This is a genomic window from Ancylomarina euxina (assembly GCF_003863355.1).
In the GTDB taxonomy this organism is placed as follows: Bacteria; Bacteroidota; Bacteroidia; order Bacteroidales; family Marinifilaceae; genus Ancylomarina; species Ancylomarina euxinus.
Genome location: NZ_QQWG01000001.1, coordinates 410,874 through 425,367 on the forward strand (window position 1 = coordinate 410,874; position 14,494 = coordinate 425,367).

Annotated in this window: 13 protein-coding genes; 6 read left to right on the forward strand and 7 right to left on the reverse strand. The window is 37.4% G+C overall.

What is annotated here, in order from left to right:
- Positions 1–9 precede the first annotated feature (9 nt).
- From DWB61_RS01740 to DWB61_RS01765, 6 genes are all read right to left on the reverse strand, one after another.
- Entirely contained in the window at positions 10–918 is a 909-nt protein-coding gene (locus tag DWB61_RS01740; protein WP_125029167.1) for a phosphate acyltransferase, read from the reverse strand.
- Between the two features lie 165 nt (positions 919–1,083).
- Positions 1,084–2,307, reverse strand: coding sequence for an aminotransferase-like domain-containing protein (locus DWB61_RS01745; protein ID WP_125029168.1), 1,224 nt, complete (start codon positions 2,305–2,307; stop codon positions 1,084–1,086).
- Positions 2,308–2,412: 105 nt separating this feature from the next.
- On the reverse strand, positions 2,413–3,321 hold the full coding sequence (locus DWB61_RS01750; protein ID WP_125029169.1) for a thiamine pyrophosphate-dependent enzyme: 909 nt from the start codon (positions 3,319–3,321) through the stop codon (positions 2,413–2,415).
- Positions 3,314–4,504 (reverse strand): pyruvate ferredoxin oxidoreductase, encoded by a 1,191-nt coding sequence (locus DWB61_RS01755; protein WP_125029170.1) that lies wholly within the window; start codon positions 4,502–4,504, stop codon positions 3,314–3,316. Before DWB61_RS01755 ends, DWB61_RS01750 begins: the two co-directional genes overlap by 8 nt.
- 189 nt (positions 4,505–4,693) lie before the next feature.
- Positions 4,694–4,987 (reverse strand): 4Fe-4S binding protein, encoded by a 294-nt coding sequence (locus tag DWB61_RS01760; RefSeq protein WP_125029171.1) that lies wholly within the window; start codon positions 4,985–4,987, stop codon positions 4,694–4,696.
- A 48-nt stretch (positions 4,988–5,035) separates the two neighbouring features.
- Entirely contained in the window at positions 5,036–5,575 is a 540-nt protein-coding gene (locus tag DWB61_RS01765; RefSeq protein WP_125029172.1) for a 2-oxoacid:acceptor oxidoreductase family protein, read from the reverse strand.
- A gap of 207 nt (positions 5,576–5,782) precedes the next feature.
- On the opposite strand from DWB61_RS01765, the gene DWB61_RS01770 reads away from it, so the two are divergent.
- The 5 genes from DWB61_RS01770 to DWB61_RS01790 all read left to right on the forward strand — a co-directional run bounded on the left by DWB61_RS01770 (position 5,783) and on the right by DWB61_RS01790 (position 12,441).
- Positions 5,783–6,241 carry an Lrp/AsnC family transcriptional regulator gene (locus DWB61_RS01770; RefSeq protein ID WP_125029173.1) on the forward strand — a complete coding sequence of 153 codons (459 nt, stop codon included), beginning with the start codon at positions 5,783–5,785 and terminating at the stop codon, positions 6,239–6,241.
- A gap of 235 nt (positions 6,242–6,476) precedes the next feature.
- Entirely contained in the window at positions 6,477–6,746 is a 270-nt protein-coding gene (locus tag DWB61_RS01775; protein ID WP_125029174.1) for a zinc ribbon domain-containing protein, read from the forward strand.
- Between the two features lie 232 nt (positions 6,747–6,978).
- The gene (locus tag DWB61_RS01780) at positions 6,979–7,908 is read left to right on the forward strand and encodes a magnesium transporter CorA family protein (RefSeq protein ID WP_125029175.1); all 930 of its coding nucleotides are present in this window, start codon (positions 6,979–6,981) and stop codon (positions 7,906–7,908) included.
- Between the two features lie 295 nt (positions 7,909–8,203).
- Complete coding sequence (locus DWB61_RS01785) at positions 8,204–10,060, forward strand: sensor histidine kinase (RefSeq protein WP_125029176.1); 1,857 nt, start codon at positions 8,204–8,206, stop codon at positions 10,058–10,060.
- 191 nt (positions 10,061–10,251) lie between these two features.
- Positions 10,252–12,441 (forward strand): B12-binding domain-containing radical SAM protein, encoded by a 2,190-nt coding sequence (locus DWB61_RS01790; protein WP_125029177.1) that lies wholly within the window; start codon positions 10,252–10,254, stop codon positions 12,439–12,441.
- On the opposite strand, the gene DWB61_RS01795 is transcribed toward DWB61_RS01790, so the two are convergent.
- Positions 12,438–13,070: a MarC family protein gene (locus DWB61_RS01795; RefSeq protein ID WP_125029178.1), complete on the reverse strand. Its 633-nt coding sequence runs from the start codon at positions 13,068–13,070 to the stop codon at positions 12,438–12,440. The genes DWB61_RS01790 and DWB61_RS01795 overlap by 4 nt on opposite strands.
- Positions 13,071–13,545: 475 nt before the next feature.
- Between DWB61_RS01795 and DWB61_RS01800 the strand changes: the two genes are divergently transcribed.
- Positions 13,546–14,421, forward strand: coding sequence for a DMT family transporter (locus DWB61_RS01800; protein ID WP_125029179.1), 876 nt, complete (start codon positions 13,546–13,548; stop codon positions 14,419–14,421).
- The last annotated feature ends 73 nt before the right edge of the window (positions 14,422–14,494 follow it).

Consider the following 14,494-nt stretch of genomic DNA (forward strand, 5'->3'; position numbering starts at 1 on the left):
ACAAGAATTTTAAGCCATTAAACAAGAAAGTGCAATACAGTAGAATTTTGATTGCTGACTCTCGCTTCGTGACATCACAACAACAGGTTTTATGGTACCTTGAATTAAACCAGCTAGTTCGCCACCACCAAATAACATTAAACCTTTGTAAAAGCTATTGGCAGATTCCAGTGATGGAAAAATAAGGGCGTCGGCTTCACCATTAATCGGAGTTTCAACCCCTTTAATGGCAATACTCGCCTTATCACAAGCTAGGAAAACATCCAAAGGTCCATCTACAATACAATTTTTAATCTGGCCACGATCAGCCATTTTACAAATTAGTGTATCATCGATGGATGAGGGGAAAGCTGGATTTGGTTTTTCTGTTGCGCTTATTAAGGCTACTTTAGGTTTTTCGATCCCAAATCGTTTTGCCATTGCTACACTGTAATTAACCATGGCGATCTTCTGATTCAAATCGGGATAAGGCAATACGGCTGTGTCCGAAACAAAAAGGAGCTTATCGTATTTTGGAAGATCCAAAGCACAGACGTAAGACATGATTGCTTTGGGAGGCAAGAGACCTTTTTCCTTATTCAGGACGGCTTTCAGGAATTTATCTGTTCCAATCAAGCCTTTCATCAGTACGTCTGCTTCACCCTCCTTAACCATACGCACGGCCTCGGTAACGGCTTCCTGCTGATCTGGAAGATCAACGATATGGAATGTTTTTGGATCGGCATTTTCCGCTGATAATAAGTCTTGAATTTTCTCTTGGCTACCAATTAATATCGGTGTTGCAAAGCCAGCTTTCGAAGCTGCTATAAGTGCACCTATGGTGTTGTCATCTTCGGCAACAGCTACAGCTATTTTTTTGTTCACACCCAAGTTTTCCAGATGTGAAACCATTTCCTTAAGTGATTTTATGGTATTCATATTTTTAAGAGTCTTAAAGATACATTCAATGTAAAACTATATAATTAATGCTAAGTCAGATGCATGTAAATAGACTATCGTCTAATTTTATATGACAAAAAAATAGCCCGAGGCTCAGCCCCGGGCTCATATGCTTTTAAAATAAATTTTTAAATCATAAGATGATTAGCAAGTTTCTCCAACTAGCATTTCCGCCTTAATGATATCAGCTAAACGTTGAATACCTGCTATGGCTTTTTCGTTGTTCACGTATGAGAAGTTCAATCGAATTGTATTTGTTCCGCTTCCATCGCAATAGAAAACATTACCCGTTACAAAGGCTACCTTTTTCTCAATGGCTTTATGGAAAAGATCCAGGGCATCCATATGCTCAGGAAGGGTGATGAATAAGAACATACCACCTTCAGGTCGAGTCCACTTTACGCAGTCAGGCATGTGTTTATCCATCTCTGCTAACATCACATCGCGACGCTGGTGATACAAATCGATGGTTTTTTGCAGGTTGGTTTCGAACAAACCTGATTTCATATAGCCAATGGCTATTTTCTGTACAAAAGTTGGAGTACACAAGTCAGCCGATTGCTTGGCAATCACAATTTTTTCATTCACATCCTTAGGTCCTAAAACCCATCCAATACGGAATCCAGGAGCAAATATCTTAGAGAAAGTCCCCAATGTGATGACATGATCGTTATTGTCTAACTCGTACATCATGCGCTGAGGTTTGCCTTCGAATCGAACTTCTCGGTAAGGGCAGTCTTCGACAATCAATACATCGTATTTGTGTGCCAATGCGATAATCTCCAAACGACGAGATTCTGGCATGGTAATACCTGTTGGGTTTTGGAAATCAGGAATCACATAAATGAACTTAGGTTTGATGCCTTGCTGCTTTAGTTCTTCCAGTTTGGTTTCAAGAAGTTCTGCACTCATGCCCTGCTCATCCATTGGCACACCAGCCATTGTTGCACCATAAGCCTGGAAGGCACCAATACCACCAAGGTAAGAAGGTAGACCACATATAACTACATCGCCTTGGTTCACAAATATTTTACCAACTAAATCTAAACCTTGCTGCGATCCGGTTGTAATAATCATGTTGTCTAAAGAACATTGAATGCCTTCATCCTGATACTTTTTTAAAAGCAATTCTCTTAGCTCGGTTACGCCTTCGGTTGCATCGTACTGTAATACGGCCGCACCTTCTTCGCATAACATATCCGAAACAATCTTATCTAATGCATCTACAGGAAATGATTCTGGAGCTGGTAATCCACCTGCAAAAGAAATAATTTCTGGGTTCTGTGTCAATTTTAGAATTTCACGAATCGCTGATCGTTTGTTGTTATTGCTGATTTGGGAAAAGGTTCCTTTTAAATCGCTGATCATATTTTTATAATTATGAATTATCAATGATGAATGATGAATTGCCATTTCTGAGAATCCACTGTAATAACAATCATTTATAATTCTGAATTCATAACTCTTAATTAATTAAAGCCACTGTTTACGCATACGAGACCATTTTCTGTCGCGATTTTCGATCACAACGTCCATGTCTTCATCAGTCATATGTTTGAATCGACCTTGTTTTTTCAAGTAGTCTTTTACCGGAGCAAATTCCTTTGGATTACGGTTCAATTTGTACTCGCCATCCTCGAATTCTGCTAAGAAAATCAAACCACAGTCAACGGCATCTTTAGCAATCTCGATAGAAGTTTCAGTTGGTGTTCCCCATCCAGTAGGACAAGAAGCGTACACATGAATAAAAGTTGCCCCTTTAATATGTTTAGCTTTATTCACCTTGTTTAAGTAATCCTGAGGATAACCGATACTTGCCGTTGCTGCATAAGCAATATCGTGAGCTGCAATAATCTCGAACAAGTTTTTCTTATGAGTTACAGTTCCCGGGATATTCTTACCTGCAGGTGTAGTGGTGGTTTTGGTTCCGTAAGGGGTCAAACCACTTTTCTGAATACCTGTATTCATATAGGCTTCGTTGTCGTAGCAGATGTACAACACATCATCGTTACGATCAATCATGCCTGATAGGGCCTGGAATCCGATATCGGCTGTTCCACCGTCACCAGCAAATACAACTGTTTTCACATCTTTCTGCCCCAAAGCCTTGGCTCCGGCAGCAATCCCTGAAGCCATACTGGCTGATCCTGGGAAAGTGGTGATAACAGCATTGGTATTGAATGCCATTTGTGGATAAATAAATCCAACTGCCGACATACAACCGGCTGGTAAGGCTGTATAGGTGCGCTCACCTAAAACTTTAAGTGCCAATCGTACTGCCACACTTCCGCCACATCCGGCACAAGCTTTATGACCATAGAAAAATTCCTTTTCGGTCATGTTTTTCGCATTCACTTTTGGGATATCTACTAGATTAGTCATTGGTTTCTACGTTAAGGCTAAAAAATTCTACTTTTTCTTCACTCTTGTTCTCAACACCGCTGAATAGCTTGTTGAACATTTCTTCGATATCAGCTTTTGTGATATCACGACCACCTAAGCCACCTACAAAATTGCTCTTGTAAACGTACTTGTCAATTTTCGAAATGGCTGAGTTCACATTGGTATAAACGGTTCCTTCGTATCCGAAAGAAATATCCTTATCAATCACACCGATTGCATTTACACGGCGCGCCAAATCTTTAACCTCAGCTTCTGGGAAAGGGCGCATATAACGAATCTTCAACAGACCCACTTTCTTACCTTCAGCACGCATTTTGTCAACCACCACACGAATGGTTCCACAAACACTACCCAAAGCAACAAGAACAACCTCTGCATCTTCGCAACGGTATTCTTCAACCATGTCGTGGTACTTGCGACCAAACTTCTCGGCAAATTCCTGATCGACATCACGAATCACATCGATAGCATTGAACATGGCCTCGTTTTGCTGATATTTAAATTCAGTATTGTCATCTGGCTTAGAGCTAAAACCTAAGTTCTTAGGCTCCTCGAATGACATTTTGTTTGGTGTCTCAAAAGCTGGCAAAAATTCATCTACCATTTTTTGTTCTGGGATATCAACCAACTCGTAAGTGTGAGTTAGGATGAAACCATCCAGGTTCACCATCATTGGAGTCAAGACATCCTTGTGTTCTGCAATTTTATAAGCTTGGATAATCATGTCCAAAGCTTCCTGTGCATCTTCCACATAAACCTGAATCCATCCACAATCCAATAGGGATAATGAATCGCGATGATCGCCATAGATACTCCATGGCAAAGCAACCGAACGGTTGGCATTCATCATCACCACTGGCCAACGACCACCACTGCAATAATGTAGACCTTCGGCCATATACAATAAGCCTTGAGAAGATGATGCTGTAAATGTTCTGGCACCCACTGCGCTGGCACCCATTGTAGCTGAAATTGCAGAGTGCTCTGACTCTACGTGCATGTATTCGCCATCCATTTCGCCAGCTTCTACCATTTCTGATAAACGCTCAACGGTGATGGTTTGGGGAGTGATTGGGTAGGCTGCGATCACATGTGGACGAGATAATCTCACGCCCTGAGCAACTGCCTCATCACCTGATATGAATATTTTATTTGTTTTCATTGTTTTGTTATTTAGTCATTAGTTGACTTGTCACTGGTAGATTGGTTATAAAAACACCCCTTTGTTTTTCGGACATCTCCCCTAAAAAGGGAGAGTTTTATTTTTAATCCTTCCCCTTCTAGGGGAAGTGCCGGTAGGCGATGGGGTGATTATTCTTTTAACCTTTCTACTTTAATCCTTTAACCTTATTTACTCCTTCACCATCTCAATTGCATCCTTAGGGCATTCGTGGGCACATACGCCACAGCCTTTGCAATAATCCATGTCGATTTTAATCACACCATTGTCTTTAATGATCGTTCCATCCGGACAAAGCAGGTAGCAACGTAGGCAATAGACACAGGCATCGTGATCGACAACTGGGCGGAATGTTCTCCAACCTGCATTGGTTTCAGGAAGGTAACCAGCCGTGTATTGTGGGCCAGTAGGGTAGTCGTCTATATGTGTTGGGAATTTAAATTCCGTATGTTTAGGTCTGTTCATTTTTATTCAATTAGTAATGAATGATTAGTAATTATTAATTACCAATTGTTAATTATTAATTAGTTCGAAGGCTTTCTCCACAATCTTAACATTCAATTCTGCCAACTTAGGCTTCATCTCAGTTCTGATACTAGCAAGAGCAGCTTCTAAGCTTACTAAGCCTGATGCAGCAGCTAATGCGCCGTACATAGCGGTGTTTGTTATTGGTCGACCTAAAACCTCCATGGCTAATGAAGTCGCATCTATGCCGATCACTTGAAAGCCTTTCAATGCGTCTTGATATTTCTCAACCTTCTCGGTATTAACAAGAATTGTAGCACCTGGTCTGACTCCTTTTTCAAAACCAGGAGTAATTAGAGTCTCATCCATTACCACCACGTAGTCACTTTCCTGAACTTCGCTACGATCGTGAATTTTGCTGTCATCAATTTTGGTAAATGCCAACACGGGTGCACCTCTTCGTTCAGGGCCAAATGACGGAAATGCTAACGCATGCTTACCTCCGTGAACACTAGCTGCAATACCTAAAAGACGAGAAGCAGTAAAACCACCTTGTCCTCCTCTTCCGTGCCATCTAATTTCTTTCATGTTTTATAATTTTGTTTGTTGTTGTTTAGATTTTAATTTTCATCCTGATATTCAGGTTAAAAACTCTTGTAAATCTACTCTAATGGCCAATTATTTACTAGCATATGGCTTGAATACAGAAAACTATTCTAGTAAACTATTAGTTGTAAAGAATTAATATCTTTACAGGGCTTCAAAACAGTATATCTAATAGAAAAATATTCTTTTATGGAAAATCTCGATCGTATTGATAGAAAAATTTTACAGCTGCTTCAGCGGGATTGTCGTATCACCATCAAGGAGTTATCCGAAAAACTTCACTTAACTAATACTCCTGTTTACGAACGTGTGAAAAAGTTGGAGCGTAGTGGTATTATTAAAAATTATGTGGCGGTACTTGATCCAGAGCAAATCGATAGAAACCTGGTCGTTTTTATCTCTATTTCGCTGACGAAGCACACGCGTGATGTGGTAGAGAAATTTGAAAGCGAAGTCTTGGCTTTACCTGAGGTGATGGAGTTTTATATTACCTCTGGAAATTTTGATGCGATGGTGAAAATCATGGTGAAGGATATGAACGCCTTTCAGCATTTTATTCAAGAGAAACTTTCGAAATTCGAATACCTAACCCGCTTTAATAGCACCTTTGTGATTTCGTCTTCGGATAAGATTGGCTATGATTTGTAATTGTGAATTATAAATTACGCTTTTTAGACTTTTTTTATTGGGAAATGCACATAATTCCAGAATCTTTATAATCCACAGAATGATGACTTAGAATAGGTCTATTATAGAAATGATGTCATTTTGGTAAATTTTCAGTTAATTCCTTTTTAAGCTATGGTTAGATACAATAGAAAGGAATGAAAAGCTCCTCGATTTTTTTTAACTTGAAGCTGTATTCATTTTAAATTATAGTGTGATGGAAAAGACCTATAAAAATTGTCAGAGTTGTGGTATGCCAATAAAGAAAGACCCTTCTGGAGGGGGAACCAATAAGGATGGAAGTCAAAATTCCATGTATTGTTCCTATTGTTTTGTGGAAGGTGAATTTACCAGCCCGGAAATTGATACGGCAGAAAAAATGCAAGTTTTTTGTAAGGTGAAACTTAAGGAAATGGGATTCCCTGGTTTTATTGCTGGTTTCTTTACAAAAGGGATTCCGAAGTTGGAGAGATGGAAGTTGAAATAATACGCCATTTTACTAAGCATATACTCGGTAAGAGACTTGCCAATATCTAATAGATTATAAATAAAAAGAGGACTTATAAGAATCATGAATTGAATAATTCGATTACTTTTGCGCACGATTTAAAACAATTAATGTCATGGACGAAGGCCCGTATCATAGTAGAATAAGTGTATTAACTGATCTGTAAGGGGCAAGTCTTGCTTCCCTATGGTTCGTATTATAGGGAAATAAGATGATTAAAATTTTTAAGACATTTGGGGGATATATTGAGATCCCTAAAGCTGAAAAAGGCTGTTGGATAAACGTTACTCAACCTACTGCCGAAGAAGTTCAGCGACTTCACCATGAATTTCAATTACCTGCAGATATTATTCAAGATATTTTAGATACCGACGAACGATCGCGTGTGGAATTCGACGACGATTGGTCTTTGGTGATTATGCGTGTACCAGTTGAAAGTTCCAATAAGGGAACACCATTTCAAACCATTCCATTGGGTATTTATGTATCCGAAAATTTTACACTGACATTGTGTTTGCAGAATAATGAGGTTTTGCCAATTGAGCAATCTTCACCTTTTAGAGAACAGTATCGCGGTGTTTCTGATGTGTACAATTTTATACTAAGACTCTTTTTGCGTTCAGGGAATGTCTACTTGAAATATCTAAAACAAATCAATCAGCAAACCGCCCTTATAGAGCAAGATTTAGAGAAGTCGATTAAGAATAGAGAACTAAATAAACTTCTGAAAATGGAGAAGTGTTTGGTTTACTTTATCACGTCGATTAAGGCTAATGAAATTGTATTGGCTAAGCTTCGAAACTCTAAGAAAATCAACAGTGAGATTAATCAGGATTTACTTGACGATGCCATAATCGAAAACAGGCAGGCCTTAGAGATGTCACAAATTTATTCTGATATACAGAGTGGCATGATGGATGCTTTTGCCTCGGTTATATCGAATAACCTGAATGTGGTAATGAAACAATTGACTCTGATCTCGATCATTCTTATGATTCCGACCTTAATCGCCAGTATATTTGGTATGAATGTGCCTAACTCATTCGAAAATTCGTCTTGGGCTATGCCATCAATTATCGTTAGCTCATTATTTTTATCCATTATAGGGGTTATTGTATTCCGAAAACGACAATGGATCTAGGCCTTTTAGAAAGAAAGACAGATCGTTATGAAACAGTTTGATTCATAAATAGAAAGGTTCTATTCTACTATCTGACATGTGTTTACCTGATGTTTTTATTTTGTTTACGGGCAACCTTTTAATATATTAGCCATCGAAATTTTTAAAAAGGTAGTTTTTTTAAGTGATCTATAGACAACTATTTTTTTAAAAATATTGAAGAATAATCCCAATGAACAAATAGGCGGTATAACTTGGAGTAATAGGTTCCCCATTTGTTGGTAGCAATGTGAAGAAGGAACAAATTCCAATTTGAATGAGGCAAAGAACGAAGATTCCCAACAAAAAAAAAGTTTTTAACCGTATTAAAAAAACGAATCGTAGTATTATAATACGAACTCTTATCGTTTTTCTACCCATTTTCGTCTTGATATTTTCGGCAAGTCTTCTAATTCTGATTACTCAGGAGAACTTAGAGATGAAAGTGTACAAGAGTACTGAGGAAAGCATTGTCAATACCAAGTTAGAAAATATTGAAAATGAGATCAACCACGTTATAGATGATTTGTTAATTCTAAGCTTAAATGTGGGAGAGGAACAGATTTGGGATAAGAGTAGAAACTCTGATGTTGTTGAAGTACTCACTAAGGAACTTTTGAATGTTGTGGTTTACCACAGAATTTATGATCAAGTGCGATTAATTGATGAAGATGGTATGGAAGTCATACGAGTTAATTTCAATAATGGCTATCCGATGGTGGTTCCACTGCAAGATCTTCAAAACAAAAGGGATCGTTATTATTTTACTAAGACCTTTAGTTTAAGTAAAAATGAAGTTTTTGTATCACCAATTGATTTGAATATCGAAAATGGTGAAATAGAACAACCGATTAAGCCTATGATTCGATTTGGAACACCTATTTTTGATCGGCTTGGTAAGAAGCGTGGAATTCTATTGTTTAATTATTTTGGACAAACTATTCTTGATCAGATCCAAATTCACTCGAATCCAGCCATTGATAGTCAGATGATGTTATTAAATTCTGACGGCTTTTGGCTTAAAGGTTCAACTCCTGCAGAAGAGTGGGGCTTTATGTATGAAGATAAAATTGACTTGACTTTTTCAAATCAATATGCTGAAGCATGGACTAGAATTAAAAATGAAGAAGCTGCTCAGTTTGAAACAAAAAAAGGCTTATATACGTTTAAAAGGCTTTATCCATTTCTTGAAGGCCAGAAATCGAGCATGGGTTCGGGGAAAGCTATTTTATCAGGAGAATCAGAATCCAAAACAAAGTATAACTGGATAATTGTGTCATATATATCTTCAGAAGTGTTATATGCAAAACGTAACGAGCGTCGCAGATATTTAAGCATCATATTGTTGTTTTTATCAACGAGCTTGTTGATAATATCCTGGAGGTTGTCTAAGGCTCAGTATTATAGATCGATAGCATTGCAGTCATTGAAAATCAGCAATGAAACTAAAGACAAGTTTTTTTCAATTATATCTCACGACCTAAAAAGCCCATTCAATTCCTTACTTGGTTTTACAGATATGCTTGTTGAAAATTACGATACATTCGATGATGAAGAACGAAAATCTATTATTGAAACATTAAATACGAGTTCAAAAAATACGTATCAATTATTAGAGAATTTACTAACATGGTCTCGTTCGCAAAGAGGAATAATTGTATTGGTGCAAGAAGAAATACAAATAAAATCATTTATTTCAGAAATCATTTTGTTGTGCCAAACAGCAGCCTCTAACAAAAACATACAATTAATTGAGAATGTAGAAGACAGTTTGATTGTATTAGCAGATAAAAATATGTTGCATACTGTTTTACAAAACTTAATTTCAAATGGTGTAAAATTCACCGAGAATAAAGGGTCTCTTATTGTTTCAGCTAAAAAATCAGAAAAAGAGGGGTTTATTGAAATATCGGTAAGTGATACAGGTGTTGGTATCCCTAAAGATTTAATTGCCGATTTATTTATGATGAATAAAAATGTTTCGAGGCTCGGAACAGAGAAAGAAAAAGGGACAGGTTTGGGCTTAATTCTTTGTAAAGAGTTTGTGGAAAAGCAAGGTGGTGAAATATGGATAGAAAGTGAAGTTGGTAAGGGGAGCCAGTTTATTTTCAACTTACCTGCAGCTTTGAAGTAAATATAGAAAATGTGTCGTCTGGTTTTGAAAATTAAGAGGTCAAGTTCTCAAGGAGATTCCCGATTACTTTTTTCGAAATAATAAATAAGCTTAAAACAATAAGTTTTATACAGATCCTAGTAATTTTGTATGCGAAAGTCTGATATGACATTTATACTTACACAGAACACATTTATTTAATTATCTCTATCGTGAAAGATATTTTTCTTGTTACTCCCCCCTTTACTCAACTAAATACTCCTTATCCGGCAACGGCTTATTTAAAAGGGTTCTTTAATACAAAAGGGGTTTCATCATATCAGATGGACTTAGGTATAGAAGTTATTCTAGCTCTTTTTACACGCGATAGCTTAGAGGAACTGTTCGATATTGCCTACACTAATGAAACGGTAGAGTCGGAAAATGCACAACGTATTTATGCTCTAAAGGCAGATTATTTGAGAACGATTGATGCTGTTATTACATTTGTTCAAGGCAAGAATCAGAATTTAGCACGTCAGATTTGTACAGATAATTATTTACCACAAGCTTCACGATTCGAACAAGTTAATGAGTTGGATACGGCCTTTGGGATGATGGGCTTTCAGGATAAGGCGAAACATATTTCGACTCTCTATCTGGAAGATATATCTGACTTTATTATCGAATGTATCGATGAAAATTTTGGATTCAGTCGTTATGCTGAACGTTTGGGGCGATCGGCTTCGAGTTTCGATGAGATATATGATAGTTTAAAAGAGCAGGCAACTTATATTGATGAGCTTAGTCTAAGTTTACTTGATGAACGATTGAAAGAGGAGCAACCTAAGCTGTTTTGTTTGTCTGTACCATTTCCAGGAAATTTATACTCTGCCTTTCGATGTGCTAAGTTTGTTAAGGCAAACTATCCTGAGATTAAAATTGTAATGGGAGGTGGTTTCCCGAATACCGAGTTGAGAAGTTTAAGCGACGTTCGTGTTTTTGAATTCGTCGATTTTATCACTTTGGATGATGGAGAATTACCATTGGATCTGCTTTGGCAATCTATATCAAATCCATCAGGAAAGGGTGAACTGAAACGGACTTTTATCTGTGAAAATGGAGAAGTAATTTACAAGAACGATTCACCTTTAAAAGATTATAAACAAGAGGATATAGGAACTCCTGACTACTCAGATTTATTACTGGATCAGTACATCTCTGTTATTGAGATTACCAATCCTATGCACAGCCTTTGGAGTGATGGACGCTGGAATAAATTGACCATGGCTCATGGTTGCTACTGGGGAAAATGCACATTCTGCGATGGCTCCTTAGATTATATCAAACGGTTTGAACCGTTAAGTGCGATAAGTTTGGTTGATAGGATGGAAGAACTGATTGCTCAAACGGGTGAGACGGGCTTTCATTTTGTGGATGAGGCTGCACCACCCGCTTTGATGAAGGCAGTGGCTATTGAGATTATTAAGAGAAAACTAAGTCTGACCTGGTGGACCAATATTCGTTTTGAGAAAGGTTTTACTAAAGATATGTGTGCCCTTTTAAAGGCGTCGGGTTGTATTGCCGTATCAGGCGGATTGGAAGTGGCTTCGGATCGAATGCTGGCTTTAATCAACAAGGGAACAACCGTAGAGCAAGTTGCTCGTGTTGCCAATAACCTGACTGAATCGGGGATTATGGTTCATGCTTATTTGATGTATGGTTTTCCAACTGAAACGGTCCAGGAAACGGTTGATAGTCTAGAGATGGTTCGACAGTTGTTTGAAGCTGGTATTGTCCAGTCTGGCTTTTGGCATCAGTTTGCCCTTACAGTTCATAGTCCTATAGGTCTTAATCCGGAAGGCTATGGTTTGAAACCATTATATGAGATAATCAGTTTCGCCAATAATGATGTTCAGTTTAAGGATAAGACGGGAATTAAGCATGATAAGTTCAGTTTCGGATTGAAAAAATCTCTGTACAACTACATGCACGATATTGGTTTTGATATGCCATTACAGGACTGGTTTGATTTTAAAATTCCCAGAACAACAATCAAGCGTGGTTTTATTCAAAATTGCTTGCAGGCTGAAGAACCATTTATGAGTAAGGCTTCTGCTAAAATTATTTGGTTGGGAGGCTTGCCTTTGGTTTCATCCTATACTAAAAAGAAAAAGGGACAAACTCTTGAAATCTTCGAAATGAGTTTCCATAATAAAACGGGGGTTGTTAATGTGAGCATGGAAAAGAAGTATGGCGAATGGTTTCTTGATATTCTTGATCGTCTTTCGATAAATGAAGAAGAAACATTCACCTTTGCAACACTTAAGGTAAGCTTTGAGTCGGAGTTTGAGAACTTCGAATTGTTCTGGTACTCCAAGTCAATTTTGTTTTTAAGAGAGAATGGCTTATTGGTCGTTTAAAAGCCAGCCAATTTTAAAATACTAAGTACGGCAACAACGATTAGCTCAATACCAATGGCAATCACAATAAAACCGATAATTCTCGATAGGGCATTTATACCTGAAGCTCCCAGCATTTTTACAATATAGTGCGACGATTTAAGGCTGAGGTAAATACTAAAACTGCTGACCACAACAGATCCTAAAATGCTTATGCAATCAATCATGCTTGTGTACTCTTGATTGTAGGCTATTAGCAAAGATATGGTTCCTGGTCCAGCTAACATGGGAATAGCTAAAGGAGTTAATGAAATCTCCGATCGAGTATGAATATCATCTTTCACACGTGATTTTTTCATTCCCTTGTGTTCGGTAAATTTACCTGTAAGTAAGGCAAAACCTGATGTTGCAATAATTAAACCTCCTGCAATCTTTAGTGAGTTTAGACTTATCCCAAAGAAACTGAGTAGATATTTCCCTGTAAAGAATGAGAATAGAAGAATAATTAGGACATTAAATGATGTCCAGAAAGCGATGCCGGCTCTTTCCTTTTTGCTGTTGTTTTGAGTTAATCCTACAAAAATAGGGACAGTACCCAATGGGTTCATAATTGAGAATAAAGCACCGAATGATAGAATAAATAGTTCCATTTGTTTTTTATTCAAATCTAGCTAGCAATCGGATTTCAAAGGTTAAGTCAGTCTTATTCTCTTGTTAATTTTATGCGTGAAACAAAACTAAAAGGGAGTTTTTAATCCAAATTTTTCATCAACCTAAAAATTGATGTCGGTGTCATGTAAATCATAGTAAGTGTTTTGAGATTAATACCTCGAACGATATGTCTGGGATCTGGTTTGGTGTTGGGAATTATTGCTGGAGTTATCCTAATGCACCTCACCCAATTGGGTATCGAGGAAAATGGAGACTCTGGTAAACTGTTATATTTGGCAATCTTCACCTTCGTTTTAAGTTTTATCATCGAAAAGAGATTTTATTGATTGGTAAAATATTGTGAAAAGAATGTTTGATTGCAATCAATTCTGGTTTATTCGCTATTTATTTTTAATGACTTGTATCACGAACTGAGAATCCAACTATATTGCAGAACCTAAAAAATTCTGCCTTATGATTTGGAAAAAGCCTTGGTTTCAGTTTACCATTCTATTAATTCTTGCCTTTGTTTGGGGCTCTTCTTTTATTCTGATGAAAATAGGTTTGAAGAGTTTTACCAATGATCAGGCTGCAGGAATTAGAATGTTGTTGGCATCGATGGTTCTCTTACCATATTCAATAAAAAATCTGAAGCATCTAAAGAAGAAGGATGTAAAGAGTTTATTGATTGCAGGTTTTATAGGCAGTTTTATTCCAGCTTTTTTATTTACGAAAGCTCAAACTCAAATTGATAGTGCTTTGGCAGGTATGTTGAACTCCATGACTCCTGTGTTTACATTGGTTGTAGGTGTATTTTTTCATCGAACAAAATTCCAATTATTTCATATTTTGGGTTTGCTTGTGGGCTTATTGGGAGCCATCGGTTTAATTGCTTCAGGTAATGGATTGGAGTTTGGACACATTAACTCATATGCTTTATTTATTGTGCTTGCAACCTGTTTTTATGCCATTAACATCAACGAGATAAAAGCAAGGTTGTCTCATCTTTCTGGCATGCAAATTACGTCTCTTGCTTTTTTATTTACTGGACCAGCAGCTCTAATTTATCTCTTGACGACTAATTTTGCTCCAGTTCTTGAGAACCCTTCATGGCCAATTCATTTACTGGCTTTGGCAGGTTTAGGTATAGTAGGAACAGCTATTGCTCTGGTATTAATGAATAGCTTGATTCGCCATGCTTCAGCCATTTATGCTTCATCTGTAACCTATATCATTCCTATTTTTGCGATTATGTGGGGGCTAGTAGATGGTGAGAAAATTACACTTCTTCATTTGGTTTGCATGCTCTTTATTCTTCTTGGCGTGTACCTTATCAGTAAGAAAAAATAGATCTTTCTCCTTCTTAATTGTCTTTTAAGATTCAATTTGGATAAGAATAAATCCTAAGATTTTTTTTAAAGGG